Here is a 14,282-nt window from a genome sequence, read left to right on the forward strand (position 1 = left end):
CCCTTATGATGGCATCACGACTATCAGGATACGTGAAGACGGACCCATCCGCTATATTCGGGTATCAACTCCCGCAGCACAGCCTTGGACCCGGACCAGATGGCGACGAGCCCCGAGATCACCGCGGACCGGCCGAACCCGACCTCGCAGGTCGCGTTCGCCGCGCTGATGGCGATCGGTTCGATGACCCTGGTCCAGCTCGGCGCCGCCCTGGCCAAGCCGACGCTGGACAGCTTCGGCCCGCTGGGCACGACCTGGCTGCGGCTGGCCTGGGCGGCGCTGCTGCTGGCCGCGATCACCCGGCCGCGGATCCTGTCCTACAGCCGGGCGCAGTGGCGCGGCGCGGTCCTGCTGGGCGCGGCGATGGCCGGCATGACGCTGTGCTACTTCCAGGCCGTGATCCGCATCCCGCTGGGCCTGGCCACGGCGATCGAATTCCTCGGCCCGCTCGGCGTCGCCGCCTTCGGCATGCGCCGGGCCTGGCACGCGGTCTGGCCGGTCCTGGCCCTGGTCGGGGTGGTGCTGCTGGTGCATGACGGGTCCGCCTGGACGGTCGACCCGGTCGGTGCCGGCTTCGCCCTCGCCGCCGGCCTGGGCTGGGCGATCTACATCCTGCTGATGAAGCGGGTCGGCCAGGCATTCGAGGGGCTGCAGGGCCTGACCATGTCCCTGGCCGTCGCGGCGCTGGTGGCCACGCCCTGGGGGCTGGCGGAGAATGGCGGCCACATCCCGCTATCGGTGCTGGGCATCACCATCGGCCTCGCCATCCTGGTGCCGCTGCTGCCCTATGCGCTGGAGATGATGGCCCTGCGGCGGATGCCGACCCGGGCCTTCGGCATCCTGATGAGCGCGGAGCCGGCGCTGGGGACGCTGATCGGCTTCGTCGTGCTCGGCCAGGCGCTCAGCCCGGCCCAGCTCGCCGGCATCGCCCTCGTGGTGATCGCCAGCCTGGGGGCGGTGGCGGGGGAGTGAGCGAGACGCCGCAAGCCCGCAGACATCACGGCCATTTGCGGGCGGCATGCAGCACATGCAGAATGCGTACGGCGTCGCCCGCGATCTCGTAAACCAGCACGTAGTTCCGATGGGCGACCAGTTCGCGCGTCCCCTGAACCCGACCGGGTCGGCCCAGATGGGGAAGGTCGATCAGCCGGGTCGCAATATCGTCAAAACGCCCATCGAGATCGATGGCCGCCCGCGGGTTGTCCGCTTCAATATATTCGTAAATGCTGCGACGATCGGCCCGCGCAGCGCGAGTCCATTGCAGCTTCACTCACGCGAGCCGATTTTCCGCAACGTCGCCGCCCGGCGTTCCGCGAACTCGGCAGCAACTTCCTCGTTCGAGTACAGTTGTCCGGCTCGCGCTTCGGCGATCCCCTCGGCCACCTTGCGGCGGAACCAGGCATCATGCTCCGCCTCATCCGTCTTGCTCTTGACGAAGTCCCGCATGAAATCCCGCAGTAGCTGCGACGTGGTGCGGTCAGCCGCCTTTGCGGCCTGGGCAAAGGCGGTCTTGAGCTCATCGTCAACCCGCACAACCACAGTGGAATCCGTCATAGCGATCTCCCGATGTATCACGCTGTATATACACCGTATTGATCGGAAGCGGTAGCCCTTAACCCGCCCAGGCCGGCTTCAGCATCGGGTACAGGGCGCGGAAGCGCTGGTGCTTCGCGGCGTAGCGCTCGGTCAGCGCCGCGTCCGGTGCGACCACATGCGCGGTCTGCGGCCGCAGGCACACCGCCTCCGGCGCCTCGCCGGTCGCGGCCAGCCGGCCGAGGCGGGCGGCGCCGAAGGCGGGGCCGAGCTCGCCGCCGGCCGGGTAGTGCAGCGGCCGGTTCAGCGCCGCCGCCAGGATCCGGCCCCAGAACTGCGAGCGGGCACCACCGCCGATCACCGAGACCTCGCCGATCTCCGTCCCCGCCGCGGTCAGCGCCGCCTGGCCGTCGGCGAAGGCGAAGGCCACGCCCTCCAGCACCGCGCGGACCAGGTGCGGCCGTCCGGTCTCATGGGTCAGGCCGACGAAGACCCCGGTCGCCGCCGGGTCGTTGTGCGGGGTACGCTCGCCCGAGAGGTACGGCAGGAACAGCAGGTCGCCGGTGTCGGGGTCGGCCCGTTCCGCCTCCGCCAGCAGTTCCGCCTCGGTGCCGCCCAGCAGCCGGGCCAGCCAGGACAGGGCCGAGGCGGCGCTGAGGATCACCGACATGCGGTGCCAGGTCGCCGGCAGGCAGTGGCAGAAGGCGTGCACCGCCTGCGCCGGGTTGGGGGCATAGCCGGCATCGGCCACGAACAGCACGCCGGAGGTGCCGAGCGACAGGAAGGCCTCGCCCGGCCGGATCACCCCGACCCCCACGGCACCCGCCGCGTTGTCGCCGGCCCCGCCGGCCACCACCGCATCCGCCGGCACGCCCCAGGCGGCGGCGATGTCGGGGCGCAGCGTGCCGGTGGCTTGGCTGCCCTCGAACAGCTCCGGCATGGCGGCGGGCGGCAGGCCGGTGGCCGCCAGCATCGCCTCCGACCAGCGCCGGGCCGCGACGTCGAGCCACAGCGTGCCGGCCGCGTCCGACATCTCCGACGCCGCGGCGCCGGTCATGCGCAGGCGCAGATAGTCCTTGGGCAGCAGCACCCGGCGTGTGCGGGCGAAGATCTCGGGCTCATGCGCCGCGACCCACAGCAGCTTGGGCGCGGTGAAGCCGGGCATGGCCAGGTTGCCGGTGATGGTGCGCGACCGTGGCTCGCGCCGCTCCAGCTCCACGCATTCGGCGCCGGCGCGGCCATCGTTCCACAGGATCGCCGGGCGCAGCGGCCGGTCGGCCGAATCGAGCAGGGTGGCGCCGTGCATCTGGCCGGACAGGCCGATGCCGCGCACGCCGGACAGCGCCCGGCCCTGCCGGGCCTTCAGCGCGGCCACGGCCCGGTCGGTGGCACGCCACCAATCCTCCGGGTCCTGCTCGCTCCACAGCGGATGCGGGCGCGAGACGGAGAGCGGCACCGCCTCCTGGTCGACCACGCGCTGGTCGCCGTCGACCAGCACCACCTTGACCCCCGAGGTCCCGAGATCGATCCCGAGAAACATGCCCATTCTCCCGATTGCGCGCCCAGGCTACGGAACCCGCCGGCCGGAGACAATGCGCCGACGCGTGGCGGTGTCCCCCGCACGCGGATCAGGGCCCGAACGCGCCGCTTTGTTACGGATGTAACCGAATGGCGTCGTGGTGTTGCCGTCCGGTAACCCGGCCTTGCTAGGTGGAGTTTCCTGACAGTTGCGAGAGCCCATGCCGCTGCCGCCGGATCCCACGCGAAGTCCCCCTCTGGCCACAGGCGAGGCAGGGGCTTATTCCATGGGCATCATGGATGTGCGCGCCCTCTGGATCCTCAAGCCGGGCCAGGCCCGGATCGGCACCGAAACCCTGCCCGAGCCGGGGCCCGGCGAGGTGCGCGTGCGCGCCCGCTTCGGCGCCGTCAGCCGCGGCACCGAGGCCCTGGTGTTCCAGGGCGAGGTGCCGCCCAGCCAGCACCAGGCGATGCGGGCGCCGTTCCAGGCCGGGGTGTTCCCGAGCCCGGTGAAGTACGGCTACATCAATGTCGGCCGGGTCGAGGCCGGGCCCGAATCGCTGCTGGGCCGCGACGTGTTCTGCCTGTATCCGCACCAGACCGGCTATGTCGTGCCGGCGACGGCGGTGACGCCGCTGCCGGACGGCCTGCCGCCGGAGCGGGCGGTGCTGGCCGCCAACATGGAGACGGCGCTGAACGTGGCCTGGGACGCGGCGCCGCGCCCGGGCGACCGGGTGGCGGTGATCGGCGCCGGGGTGGTGGGCTGCCTCACCGCCCGGCTGATCGGCCGGATTCCCGGCTGCACCGTGACGCTGGTCGACACCGATCCCGGCCGGGAGGCGGTGGCCGCGGCGCTCGGCGTCGGCTTTGCCGCGCCGGCCGCGGCGCCGGGCGACCAGGACCTCGTCATCCACACCAGCGGCAACCCGGCCGGGCTGGCGACGGCGCTGGGCCTCGCCGGCATCGAGGCGACGGTGATCGAGGCCAGCTGGTACGGCGACACGCCGGTGCCCGCGCCGCTGGGCGAGGCCTTCCACTCGCGCCGCCTCACACTGCGGTCGTCCCAGGTCGGGATGGTGGCCACGGCGCAGCGGCCACGCTGGGATTATGCCCGCCGCATGGCCAAGGCGCTGGAGCTGCTGCGCGACCCCGCGCTGGACGTGCTGTTCACCGGCGACTGCGATTTCGACGATTTGCCCGAAGTGCTGGCCCGGCTGGCCGCTGCTCCGGCCGGGGCTCTGTGCCAACGCATCCGTTACCCCGAGGAAAATTGACTATGTACACGGTTTCGGTCCGCGACCATTTCATGATCGCCCACAGCTTCCGGGGCGAGGTGTTCGGCCCGGCGCAGAAGCTGCACGGCGCCACCTATGTGGTCGACCTCGCCTTCCGCCGGCCCGAGCTGGACGAGGACGGCATCGTGGTCGACATCGGCCTGGCCTCGACCGCGCTGAAGGAGATCCTGGCCGAGCTGAACTACCGCAACCTCGACGAGGACGCGGCCTTCGCCGGCTGGAACACCACCACCGAGGTGCTGTCCCGCACCATCTTCGACCGCGTCGCCGCCCGCATCGCCGCGGGGGATCTCGGGCCAAGCGCTGCCGCGATCGAGAGCCTGGTGGTGACCCTGCACGAATCCCACATCGCCTGGGCCTCCTATGAGGGCCGTCTGGCGGGATGAGCGACCCGATCGCCTTCGTGCTGCCGGGCGACCCGGAGTCGCGCACCGGCGGCTACATCTACGACAAGCGCGTGGTCGAGGGGCTGCGCGGCCTGGGTCGCGACGTGACGCTGCACCGGCTGGCCGACGGCTTCCCGTTCCCGGACCCGGCGGCGGTGGCCGAGGCCGCCGCCGTCCTGCGCGCGCTGCCGGACGGCACCCTGACGGTGGTCGACGGGCTGGCCTTCAGCGTGCTGCCTGAGGTGGTGGCGACGGAGGCCGGCCGGCTGCGGCTGGTGGCGCTGATCCACCATCCGCTGGCGCTGGAGAACGGGCTGAGCGGGGCGCAGCGCCGCGCGCTCGAAACCAATGAGCGCTGGGCGCTGGCGGCGGCGCGGCGGGTGGTGGTGACCAGCCCGGGCACGGCGCGCGACCTGCAGCAGGGCTACGGCGTCGAGGCCGGGCGCATCGGCGTGGTGCTGCCGGGCACCGACCCGACCCCGCCGGCGCAGGGCTCGGGCGAGGCGGCGCCGGTGATGCTGGCCGTCGCCACGCTGACGCCGCGCAAGGGCTATCTCGACCTGGTCGCGGCGCTGAGCCGGCTGGCCGGCCTGCCCTGGCGGCTGGACTGCGCCGGCAGCCTGGAGCGCGACGCGCCGCATGCCGCGGCGGTGCAGGCGGCGGTGCGGCACGCCGGCCTGACCGACCGCATCCGCCTCATTGGCGAGATCGACGAGCCGACGCTGCTGCGCCACTACGACCGGGCCGACCTGTTCGTGCTGCCCTCGCATCACGAAGGCTACGGCATGGCGCTGGCCGAGGCCTCGGCGCGCGGCCTGCCGATCGTCAGCACCACCGGCGGCGCGATTCCGGAGACGGTGCCGGCGGGCGCCGGGCTGCTGGTGCCGCCGGGCGACATCGACGCGCTGACCGAGGCGCTGCGCCGGGTGCTGACCGACCCGGCGGCGCGGCTGGCGATGCGCGAGGCCGGGCTGGCCGCCCGCGCCCGTCTGCCCGGCTGGCCGGCCCAGGCCGCGGCGTTCGCGCGGGAGTTGGATCGGGTGGTTTAGAAGCCGCCCGCCCGCTTCTTCGCTGCTATTCCCCTGCTGTCATTGCCCGGCTTGACCGGGCAATCCAGGGCCACAAAGAGCCGCTCTGGCCGCCCCTGGATGCCACGGTCAAGCCGTGGCATGACAAGAAAAGGAGCAGCGTCGTCCGACGATTCAGGCCTCCGTGGCCGTCCCCCGCAGGTCGAAGTCGAACAGCACGTCGCCGCCCATGGCATAGGTGCGGCAGGGTGGGCGCAGGGCCTGGTCGAGATGGGCGATCTCCGGCAGGCGCAGGCCGCCCTTGCCGGAGCCGATGATGATCGGCGCCACTGCGATGTGCAGCCGGTCCAGCACACCCGCGGCCAGGAAGCGCGAGACGGTGGTGCCGCCGCCTTCGATCAGCACGCGCCGCAGCCCGCGCATCGCCAGTGCCGCCAGGATCGCAGCCGGCGACAGGTCGTCGAGGCCGATGATCTCGGCCGACCCGGCGGCCTGATCCGCCCGGTCGGCGGCGCACAGCAGCAGGGTCGGGGCGGCGCAGTCGTGGAACAGCTGATGGCTGGTCTCAAGCCGCCGGGCGGGGTCAAGCACCACCCGCACCGGGTTCGGCCCGTCGACCCGGCGCGTGGTCAGGCGCGGATCGTCATGTGCCACGGTGCCGGCGCCGACCAGCACCGCATCGGCCAGCGCCCGCAGCCGGTGCAGATGGTCGAGGTTGCAGGGCCCGGTGACGAATTGCGACTGGCCGCAGCCGGTGGCGATGTGGCCGTCGATGCTCTGGCCGAGATGGGCCAGGGCGAAGCGGCCCTCGGCCTCGGCGAAGGGCCGCAGCAGCTCGATCCGGTCGCGCCCGGCGTCATCGGCCGGCAACGGCGTCTCCGGCCGTCCGGCACGGCGGTCGAGCAACCAGATCCAGGCGGTGTCCATCATCCCTCGGCCCGCGCATAGATATCGCCGGAGCGGTCATCCGCCCCTTGGGTCAACAGCCACGCGCGCAATTCGTGCCCGTCACGCCAGTTCGGCCACAGGAAGCGTCCGGTTTCACCGATCGAGACCTGAAAGCGGTAGCGGCCCAACGCCTCGACCCGGTCCAGCGCCACGATCGCCGCCGGCAGCGCCGCCGGGACGTATTCGAAGGACAGGCAGGGCAGGGGCCGGGACAGGCCGGCCAGCACCTCGGCCTCGAAGCCTTCGACGTCGATCTTGCAGAAGCCGGGGGTGCCGAAGCGTTCGATCAGCGTGTCCAGCGTCGTCACCGGCACCGCCACCGTGCGGTCCCAGCGGACCGAGGCGAAGCCTTCGGTGGCCGACACCGTCTCGATCCACGCCGGCGACAGGCTGGCGACGGTCGGGTTGCGGCTGCTGAGATGCAGGGTGGCGGTGCCCGGCGCGGCGCCGACCGCGGTCTCGACCAGGGTGATGCCCGTGTGGCCGCGGAAGCTGCGGCGCAGCAGGGCGGCGAGATCCGGCTGCGGCTCCACCGCCACCACCCGGGCGCCGAGATCGGCCCAGCACAGGCTGCGGTTGCCGACATGGGCGCCGATGTCGAAGCACAGGTCGCCGGGCCGGACCAGCGTCGAGAAGAAACGGCGGAAGCGGGCGGAGCGGCCGGGGATGCCGCGATAGATGGCGAGCGACCGGGCGATGCCGGCGGCGCGGACCAAGCTGTTCATGCGGTCACGTGCCGCTGCCGCCACAGCCAGACCACGTCGCGGCCGAACGACCACAGCAGCAGCGCCAGCGCGCCGGCCGCCAGCGGCGCGGCCAGGCGCGGCGGCATCGGCGGCAGCAGGCAGGCGATCAGCGCCAGGATCTGGATCACGCACACCGTCTTGCGGGCGAAGCTGTCCGGCACCGCGCCGCGCAGCCAAGGCCAGGCGGCGCCGGCCAGGACGTAGAGGTAGCGCATCGCCCCGATCAGCAGCACCCAGATCCCGACCTTGCCCCATTGCCAGGCCAGCACCGAGAGCACCAGCACGAAGAAGGCGTCGGCCTCCATGTCGAAGCGGGCGCCGAAGCGCGAGGCCAGGCCGCTGCGCCGGGCCGCCCAGCCGTCGACGCCGTCCAGCGCCAGCGACAGGCCGGCCAGGGCGGCGATCAGCCACAGGCAGTCCTCATCCGGTGCGGCGGTGCCCATCAGCGCGGCCAGCAGGCAGATCAGCACGATCCGCGACAGGGTCACCGAGTTGGCCGCGCCGAAGCGGCGATGCGGCGCATGGGCCGCCAGGCCGGCCAGGATCAGCGAGGCGATGCCGCAATACAGCAGCTCGGCCCGCGCCACGAAAAACACGCCGAGCGCCGGGTCGGCGGCGAGCGGCAGCGCCAGGGCGACGAGCGCCAGCGCCCCCGTCGCCAGGGGAAGCCTTGCCCGCCGCTGCAGCACACCCCGAAGATCGGTCTCGTCGCGCATGATTCTCCTGGCCTGTCGGCCCACACTTCCACGGTACTCTTCGTCCTGGAGGTGACCTGGGTAACACCCCGCGCTGGACAAGCATGGGGCCAGCTTGCTCTATGGCGCAAATAGGGTTGCCAGGACGGTTCTGCCATGGCCGAGAGAAAACGTCCGCTCGTCATCGTCACGCGGAAGCTGCCGGATGTCATCGAGACCCGGATGATGGAGCTGTTCGAGACCCGGCTGAACCACGACGACGTGGCGCTGGACCGCGACCAGATGGTGGCGGCGGTCAAGGAGGCCGACGTGCTGGTGCCGACGGTCACCGACCGCATCGATGCCGGGCTGATCGCCGAATGCGGGCCGCAGCTGAAGCTGATGGCCAGCTTCGGCACCGGGGTCGACCACATCGACCTGGTGGCGGCCAAGGCGCGCGGCCTGACCGTGACCAACACCCCCGGCGTCCTGACCGAGGACACCGCCGACATGACCATGGCCCTGATCCTGTCGGTGGCCCGCCGGCTGGCCGAGGGCGAGCGGCTGGTCCGCGCCGCGCAATGGACCGGCTGGAGCCCGACCGGCATGCTGGGCGCGCGGCTGGGCGGCAAGCGGCTGGGCATCATCGGCATGGGCCGGATCGGCCAGGCGGTGGCGCGCCGCGCCCGGGCCTTCGGCCTGTCGGTGCACTACCACAACCGCCACCGCGTCCACCCCGAGGTCGAGGCCGAGCTGGACGCCACCTACTGGCCCAGCCTGGACCAGATGCTGTCGCGGATGGACATCGTCTCGGTCAACTGCCCGCGCACGCCGGCGACCTTCCACCTGCTGTCGTCGCGGCGGCTGAAGCTGCTGCGCCGCCACGCGCTGATCGTGAACACCTCGCGCGGCGAGGTGATCGACGAGACCGCGCTGGCGCAGATGCTGAAGCAGGGCGAGCTGGCCGGTGCCGGGCTGGACGTGTTCGAGCGCGAGCCGAACGTCAACCCGAAGCTGCTGAAGCTGCCGAATGTGGTGCTGCTGCCGCATATGGGGTCGGCCACGCTCGAGGGCCGCATCGACATGGGGCAGAAGGTGATCGTCAACATCCGCAGCTTCATCGACGGCCATGTGCCGCCGGACCAGGTGCTGGAGACGGAATTCTAGGCGCGACCGTGCCACCCCTCCACTGTCTGCCCGGCTTGCCCCACGGTTGTTCGATTGGGATTTTCAGGTTGTGGCCAGTGCTTGGGGCTTGATTTCATTGTCATTGCCCGGCTTGACCGGGCAATCCAGGGGCCACCAAGAACCGCTCTGGCCGCCCCTGGATGCCACGGTCAAGCCGTGGCATGACAATGAAGATGGAGCGTCTCAACAAAACTCTTCTCTCAGGCCATCGTTGGGTTCGCCACCGCGAACCCAACCTGTGCTCCCGTGATCAGCCCGGCTTCACCGTCTGGTGCAGCGCGGCGATGGTCTGGGCGTCCAGCTTCAGCGCCAGGGCCAGCTGCTTCAGGAAGCGGCTCTCCTCCGGCGTGTCCATGCTGATGGTCAGCAGCGCCGCGGTGTAGACCTGCGCCGCCTCCTGGGTGCCGCCGACGCCGGCGGCCAGCTGCTGCGGCGTCGCCGGGTTGCGGATCTCGTTGTCGAGGAATTCGCGCTCCTCGGTGTCGTCCTCGCCGAGTTGGCCCTGGATCGCCGTGGCCTCGCTGTCGTCGATCCGGCCGTCGGCCGCCGCCGCCGCGATCATGGTGCGGATGATGCGGTGGGCGGTGTCCTGGCCGATCAGATGCGCCGCCGGCGCCCCGCCGACCGAATCGGCCATGCCGAGGAAGCCGCCGCCGGTGCCCGGGGCGGTGTCGTCCGAGGCCGATGCGGGCGGGCTGCCGAGGCTGGGCGCCGCGCCGCCGCCGCGGTTCTGCAGCGCCTGCATGGCGAGGCCGGCGATGATCGCCATCAGCCCGCCGCCCAGGCCGCCACCGAGCCCGCCGCCGGCCTGGCCTTGGCTGCCGCCGCCGAGGCTGTTGAGGAGGCCGCCGAGGCCGCCCAGCCCGCCGCCACCGCCGGGTGCCGCCGCGCCGCCGCCGCCAAGGCTCTGCAGCAGCCCGCCGAGTCCTCCGCCGCCACCGCCCGAGGCGCCGCCGCCGAGGCTCTGCAGCAGGCCGCCGAGGCCGCCCAATCCGCCGCCGCCGCCGGCCGGCGCGCCGCCGCCCGGCCCACTGCCGCCCAGCCCGCCGCCGCCGCCCAGCACCTGGCTGAGGATGCCGCCGATGTCGAGGCCTCCCGCGGCCCCGCCGCCGGCGGCGGGCCGGCCGAGGCCGCCCTGCGTCAACGCACCCAAGAGCTTGTCGAGATTCATGGTCTCTCTCCCTCGGTTCGCCGTGACGGCCGCGTCATCGCCAGGTGGGCCGCCGCATTGTCATGCCGGCCGCGGGTGCGGCTCTCAGTGATCTTGACGGAACGGGAGGTGTTCGGCGAGGTCTTCGATGCCGGCCTCGACCGCCCGGGCCTCGCGCACCAGGAAATCGGCCACGGCGCGGCGGAAGCCGGGGTCGCGGATCCAATGGGCGCTGTAGGTGCGCACCGGGCGGTAGCCGCGCATCACCTTGTGCTCGCCCTGGGCCCCGGCCTCGACCCGCTTCAGCCCGCGGGCGATGGCGAAGTCGATCGCCTGGTAATAGCAGGTCTCGAAATGCAGGAAGGGGTAGTCGCGGCCGTCGCTGCCCCAGTTGCGGCCGTACAGCGTGTCGGTGCCGATCAGGTTCAGCGCGCCGGCGATCCAGCGTCCGTCCCGCTCCGCCATGACCAGGGCGATGCGGTCGGCCATGGTCTCGCCGATCCGGGCGAAGAACTCCCGGGTCAGGTACGGGTCGCCCCATTTCCGGTCGCTGGTGTTGATGTAGAAGCGGAAGAAGGCGTCCCAGTGCCGGGGCTTCAGGTCGTCGCCGGTCAGCACGGTCAGGCGGATGTCGCCGTTGACCGCGCGCTGCCGCTCCTTGCGGATGTCCTTGCGCCGGCGGCTGTTCAGCGTCGCCAGGAAATCGTCGAAGCAGGCGTAGCCGTCATTGTCCCAATGGTACTGCTCGCCGATCCGCTGCAGCCAGCCGGCCCCGCCGAAGCGCGACCAGTCGGCCTCGGTCGGGAAGGTGACGTGCAGCGACGACACCTTGTGCGCCAGCGCCGCCTGCTCCAGCGCCCGGATCAGCAGGTCGGCAGTGCCGGAGGGCGCGCCGGGGCGGGTCAGCAGCCGCGGGCCGGTCACCGGCGTGAACGGCACCGCCGATTGCAGCTTGGGATAGTATTCGCCGCCGGCCTGCTCATAGGCCCGGGCCCAGCTGTGGTCGAACACGTATTCGCCCTGGGAATGGCCCTTGAGGTACAGCGGCACGGCGCCCAGCAGCCTGCCGTCCGGCTCCTCCAGCACCAAATGCTGCGGCAGCCAGCCGGTCTCGGCCGAGACCGACCCGCTCTGCTCCAGCGCCAGCAGGAAGGCGTGGGACAGGAACGGGTTGTCCGGCCCGGCGCAGGCATCCCAGGCGGCGGCGTCGATCGCCGAGATGTCGGCGACGAGCTTGAGACTTGCCTCGGGCGTACCGTCGGGCATGGATCGCTCTCTCGCATGTGCGAAAGCCTTAATCTGGTCCCAATGGTTTTGTCGGGCAAGTGCCAGACGGCATCACGGTCTTCCGCCTGGCCCATCCCTCTTCGTCATTGCGAGGAGGCGAAGCCGACGAATCCATCCATGGCGCCGCCTGGCATGGATTGCTTCGCTGCGCTCGCAATGACGTCGTGGGGGATTCCCTACCCTGCCGCGGCGTCCGTCTCCTCCACCACCTGCTCGATGGCGCCGAAGATGGAATGGCCCTGCGCGTCCTTCATCTCGATGCGGACGGTGTCGCCGAAGCGCAGGAACGAGGTCTTCGGCGCACCGGACAGGATGGTCTCGACCATGCGCAGCTCGGCCAGGCAGGAATAGCCGACGCCGCCCACTGCGATCGCCCGGCCGGGGCCGCCATCCGCGCCGCGGTTCGAGACGGTGCCGGAGCCGATGATGGTGCCGGCGCCGAGCGGCCGGGTCTTCGCGGCATGGGCGACCAGGGTCGGGAAGTCGAAGGTCATGTCGGTCCCGGCATCGGCCAGGCCGAAAGGGGCGCCGTTCAGCTCGACCGACAGCGGCCGGTGCAGGCGGCCGCCGTCCCAGGCGTCGGCCAGCTCGTCCGGCGTCACCGCCACCGGCGAGAAGGCCGAGGACGGCTTGGACTGGAAGAAGCCGAAGCCCTTGGCCAGCTCCGCCGGGATCAGGTTGCGCAAGGACACGTCGTTGACCAGCATGACCAAGCGGATGGCCTTGCCCGCCGCCTCGACATCGACGCCCATCGGCACGTCGCCGGTGATCACCGCGACCTCGCCCTCCAGGTCGATGCCCCAGGTCTCGCTGGCCATCCGGATCGGCGCGCGCGGCGGCAGGAAGCTGTCGGACCCGCCCTGGTACATCAGCGGGTCGGTCCAGAAGCTCTCCGGCATCTCGGCGCCGCGCGCCTTCCGCACCAGCGCGACATGGTTCACATAGGCCGACCCGTCCGCCCATTGGTAGGCGCGGGGCAGGGGCGACAGCGCCTGGTGCTCGCGGAAGCGCTCGCTCGGCACGGCGCCGAGCTCGAGGTCGTAGGCCAGCGCCTCCAGCCGCGGCCGCAGCAGGTCCCAGTCGTCGAGGGCGCGCTGCAACGTCGGCGCGATCCCCCCGGCCACGGTGTACCGGGTCAGGTCGCGCGACACGAGCACGAGACGTCCGTCCCGCGATCCGTCCCTCAGGCTGGCGAGCTTCATCGGCCGGTATCCTCCCGATTGGTCTTGTCGAACCGCTTCTCCAGCCCACTCCAGCAGGCCGTGTAATCATCCTGCAACGTCGGAAGCTCCGCTGCATAGCGTGTCAGCTGTTGCGGGAAGCGGGTTTCGAACATGAAGGCCATGGTGCCGGTCAGCTTCACCGGCTTCAGCTCGGCGGTGCTGGCCTTGGCGAAGGCGTCGGCGTCGGGGCCGTGCGGCAGCATGCAGTTGTGCAGGCTCATGCCGCCGGGCAGGAAGCCCTCCTCCTTGGCGTCGTAGCGGCCGTAGATCAGGCCCATGAACTCCGACATGATGTTCATGTGGTACCAGGGCGGCCGGAACGAATGCTCGGCCACCAGCCAGCGCTCGGGGAAGATCACGAAATCGACATTGGCGGTGCCGGCCTCGCCCGTCGGCGCGGTCAGCACGGTGAAGATCGACGGGTCGGGGTGGTCGAAGCCGATGGCCCCGACCGGCGAGAAGGTGCGCAAATCGTATTTCCAGGGCGCGTAGTTGCCGTGCCAGGCGACGACGTCGAACGGGGAATGGCCGATCTCGCTCTCATGGAAGCCGCCGCACCATTTGACCACCACGCGGTGCGGCGTGTCCTTCTCCTCATAGGCCGCGACCGGGGTCTTGAAGTCGCGCGGATTGGCCAGGCAGTTGGCGCCGATCGGGCCGCGGTCGGGCAGGGTGAACTTGGCGCCGTAATTCTCGCAGACATAGCCGCGGGCCGGGCCGTCGACCAGCTCGACCTTGAACTTCAGGCCGCGCGGGATCACCGCGATCTCGGCCGGGGCGATCTCGATCACGCCGAGCTCGGTGACCAGGCGCAGCGCCCCCTGCTCCGGCACGATCAGCAGCTCGCCATCGGCGTTGTAGAAGGCCTCGGCCCCCATCGACTCGGTGACGGTGTAGATGTGCGCGGCCATGCCCGCCTGGGTGAACACGTCGCCCGCCGTGGTCATGGTGCGCAGGCCGGTCAGGAAGGTGAGTCTCTCGTCCGGGATCGGCGTCGGGTCCCAGCGCAGCTGGCCCAGCGGCCGGCCGTGGCGGACGACATGCGGCGCCGTCTTCCAGCCCGGCAGCTCGATCTCGCGGAAGCGCCCGACATGCCGGACCGAGGGGCGCATCCGGTACAGCCAGGACCGCTCGTTGGTGCCGCGCGGCGCGGTGAAGGGCGACCCGGACAGCTGCTCGGCATAGAGGCCGTAGGCGCAGCGCTGCGGCGAGTTCTGGCCCTGCGGCAGCGCGCCCTCCAGCGCCTCGGTCTCGAAGTCGTTGCCGAAGCCCGGCATGTAGCGAAGCGTCATCGCATCCTCCCGAC

At 71.5% G+C, this 14,282-nt stretch carries 15 protein-coding genes; 5 read left to right on the forward strand and 10 right to left on the reverse strand.

The window, feature by feature from the left end; genetic code table 11:
- Window positions 1-99 precede the first annotated feature (99 nt).
- Window positions 100-972, forward strand: a complete 873-nt coding sequence (locus tag E9232_RS09270; protein ID WP_309793610.1) for an EamA family transporter — start codon at window positions 100-102, stop codon at window positions 970-972.
- Between the two features lie 25 nt (window positions 973-997).
- On the opposite strand, the gene E9232_RS09275 is transcribed toward E9232_RS09270, so the two are convergent.
- From E9232_RS09275 to xylB, 3 genes are read right to left on the reverse strand one after another with little or no spacing between them, the layout of a single operon-like run.
- On the reverse strand, window positions 998-1,270 hold the full coding sequence (locus tag E9232_RS09275; protein WP_309793613.1) for a type II toxin-antitoxin system RelE/ParE family toxin: 273 nt from the start codon (window positions 1,268-1,270) through the stop codon (window positions 998-1,000).
- Window positions 1,267-1,554 carry a CopG family ribbon-helix-helix protein gene (locus tag E9232_RS09280; RefSeq protein WP_309793615.1) on the reverse strand — a complete coding sequence of 96 codons (288 nt, stop codon included), beginning with the start codon at window positions 1,552-1,554 and terminating at the stop codon, window positions 1,267-1,269. Before E9232_RS09280 ends, E9232_RS09275 begins: the two co-directional genes overlap by 4 nt.
- Before the next feature lie 58 nt (window positions 1,555-1,612).
- Window positions 1,613-3,073: a xylulokinase gene (gene xylB, locus E9232_RS09285; protein WP_309793617.1), complete on the reverse strand. Its 1,461-nt coding sequence runs from the start codon at window positions 3,071-3,073 to the stop codon at window positions 1,613-1,615.
- A gap of 265 nt (window positions 3,074-3,338) precedes the next feature.
- On the opposite strand from xylB, the gene E9232_RS09290 reads away from it, so the two are divergent.
- Genes E9232_RS09290 through E9232_RS09300 form a run of 3 tightly spaced genes read left to right on the forward strand, consistent with a single transcriptional unit; the run spans window position 3,339 to window position 5,781 of the window.
- Entirely contained in the window at window positions 3,339-4,325 is a 987-nt protein-coding gene (locus E9232_RS09290) for a zinc-dependent alcohol dehydrogenase (protein WP_309793618.1), read from the forward strand.
- A 2-nt stretch (window positions 4,326-4,327) separates the two neighbouring features.
- Window positions 4,328-4,732, forward strand: a complete 405-nt coding sequence (locus tag E9232_RS09295) for a 6-pyruvoyl trahydropterin synthase family protein (RefSeq protein WP_309793620.1) — start codon at window positions 4,328-4,330, stop codon at window positions 4,730-4,732.
- Window positions 4,729-5,781 carry a glycosyltransferase family 4 protein gene (locus E9232_RS09300; protein WP_309793622.1) on the forward strand — a complete coding sequence of 351 codons (1,053 nt, stop codon included), beginning with the start codon at window positions 4,729-4,731 and terminating at the stop codon, window positions 5,779-5,781. Before E9232_RS09295 ends, E9232_RS09300 begins: the two co-directional genes overlap by 4 nt.
- A gap of 153 nt (window positions 5,782-5,934) precedes the next feature.
- Here E9232_RS09300 and E9232_RS09305 read toward each other — a convergent pair whose 3' ends face one another.
- Genes E9232_RS09305 through E9232_RS09315 form a run of 3 tightly spaced genes read right to left on the reverse strand, consistent with a single transcriptional unit; the run spans window position 5,935 to window position 8,170 of the window.
- On the reverse strand, window positions 5,935-6,687 hold the full coding sequence (locus tag E9232_RS09305) for a RibD family protein (protein ID WP_309793624.1): 753 nt from the start codon (window positions 6,685-6,687) through the stop codon (window positions 5,935-5,937).
- A complete protein-coding gene (locus tag E9232_RS09310; protein ID WP_309793626.1) occupies window positions 6,687-7,433 on the reverse strand; it encodes an FkbM family methyltransferase in 747 nt (248 codons plus the stop codon). Before E9232_RS09310 ends, E9232_RS09305 begins: the two co-directional genes overlap by 1 nt.
- Window positions 7,430-8,170 (reverse strand): CDP-alcohol phosphatidyltransferase family protein, encoded by a 741-nt coding sequence (locus tag E9232_RS09315; protein WP_309793628.1) that lies wholly within the window; start codon window positions 8,168-8,170, stop codon window positions 7,430-7,432. The genes E9232_RS09310 and E9232_RS09315 overlap by 4 nt, the downstream gene beginning before the upstream one ends.
- Window positions 8,171-8,305: 135 nt before the next feature.
- Here E9232_RS09315 and E9232_RS09320 point away from each other — a divergent pair, with 135 nt between their 5' ends.
- Complete coding sequence (locus E9232_RS09320) at window positions 8,306-9,295, forward strand: 2-hydroxyacid dehydrogenase (RefSeq protein ID WP_309793630.1); 990 nt, start codon at window positions 8,306-8,308, stop codon at window positions 9,293-9,295.
- 271 nt (window positions 9,296-9,566) lie between these two features.
- Here the strand turns inward: E9232_RS09320 and E9232_RS09325 are convergent, their stop codons facing one another.
- From E9232_RS09325 to hmgA, 4 genes are all read right to left on the reverse strand, one after another.
- On the reverse strand, window positions 9,567-10,487 hold the full coding sequence (locus E9232_RS09325) for a DUF533 domain-containing protein (RefSeq protein WP_309793632.1): 921 nt from the start codon (window positions 10,485-10,487) through the stop codon (window positions 9,567-9,569).
- Between the two features lie 84 nt (window positions 10,488-10,571).
- Window positions 10,572-11,732: a GNAT family N-acetyltransferase gene (locus tag E9232_RS09330; protein WP_309793634.1), complete on the reverse strand. Its 1,161-nt coding sequence runs from the start codon at window positions 11,730-11,732 to the stop codon at window positions 10,572-10,574.
- Between the two features lie 197 nt (window positions 11,733-11,929).
- On the reverse strand, window positions 11,930-12,955 hold the full coding sequence (locus E9232_RS09335) for a fumarylacetoacetate hydrolase family protein (RefSeq protein WP_309793636.1): 1,026 nt from the start codon (window positions 12,953-12,955) through the stop codon (window positions 11,930-11,932).
- Complete coding sequence (hmgA, locus tag E9232_RS09340) at window positions 12,952-14,268, reverse strand: homogentisate 1,2-dioxygenase (RefSeq protein ID WP_309793638.1); 1,317 nt, start codon at window positions 14,266-14,268, stop codon at window positions 12,952-12,954. Before hmgA ends, E9232_RS09335 begins: the two co-directional genes overlap by 4 nt.
- Between the last annotated feature and the right edge of the window lie 14 nt (window positions 14,269-14,282).

Origin of the sequence: Inquilinus ginsengisoli, from assembly GCF_031453975.1 — a bacterium.
Classification (GTDB): domain Bacteria; phylum Pseudomonadota; class Alphaproteobacteria; order DSM-16000; family Inquilinaceae; genus Inquilinus; species Inquilinus ginsengisoli_A.

Bases quoted from the DNA above. Each gene is read 5' to 3' on its own strand.
- E9232_RS09320 (WP_309793630.1), top strand. From the start codon at position 8,306: ATGGCCGAGAGAAAACGTCCGCTCGTCATCGTCACGCGGAAGCTGCCG.
- E9232_RS09295 (WP_309793620.1), top strand. From the start codon at position 4,328: ATGTACACGGTTTCGGTCCGCGACCATTTCATGATCGCCCACAGCTTC.
- E9232_RS09325 (WP_309793632.1), bottom strand. From the start codon at position 10,487: ATGAATCTCGACAAGCTCTTGGGTGCGTTGACGCAGGGCGGCCTCGGC.
- E9232_RS09300 (WP_309793622.1), top strand. From the start codon at position 4,729: ATGAGCGACCCGATCGCCTTCGTGCTGCCGGGCGACCCGGAGTCGCGC.
- xylB (WP_309793617.1), bottom strand. From the start codon at position 3,073: ATGTTTCTCGGGATCGATCTCGGGACCTCGGGGGTCAAGGTGGTGCTG.
- E9232_RS09335 (WP_309793636.1), bottom strand. From the start codon at position 12,955: ATGAAGCTCGCCAGCCTGAGGGACGGATCGCGGGACGGACGTCTCGTG.
- E9232_RS09270 (WP_309793610.1), top strand. From the start codon at position 100: ATGGCGACGAGCCCCGAGATCACCGCGGACCGGCCGAACCCGACCTCG.
- E9232_RS09315 (WP_309793628.1), bottom strand. From the start codon at position 8,170: ATGCGCGACGAGACCGATCTTCGGGGTGTGCTGCAGCGGCGGGCAAGG.
- E9232_RS09280 (WP_309793615.1), bottom strand. From the start codon at position 1,554: ATGACGGATTCCACTGTGGTTGTGCGGGTTGACGATGAGCTCAAGACC.
- E9232_RS09305 (WP_309793624.1), bottom strand. From the start codon at position 6,687: ATGGACACCGCCTGGATCTGGTTGCTCGACCGCCGTGCCGGACGGCCG.
- E9232_RS09290 (WP_309793618.1), top strand. From the start codon at position 3,339: ATGGGCATCATGGATGTGCGCGCCCTCTGGATCCTCAAGCCGGGCCAG.
- hmgA (WP_309793638.1), bottom strand. From the start codon at position 14,268: ATGACGCTTCGCTACATGCCGGGCTTCGGCAACGACTTCGAGACCGAG.
- E9232_RS09330 (WP_309793634.1), bottom strand. From the start codon at position 11,732: ATGCCCGACGGTACGCCCGAGGCAAGTCTCAAGCTCGTCGCCGACATC.
- E9232_RS09310 (WP_309793626.1), bottom strand. From the start codon at position 7,433: ATGAACAGCTTGGTCCGCGCCGCCGGCATCGCCCGGTCGCTCGCCATC.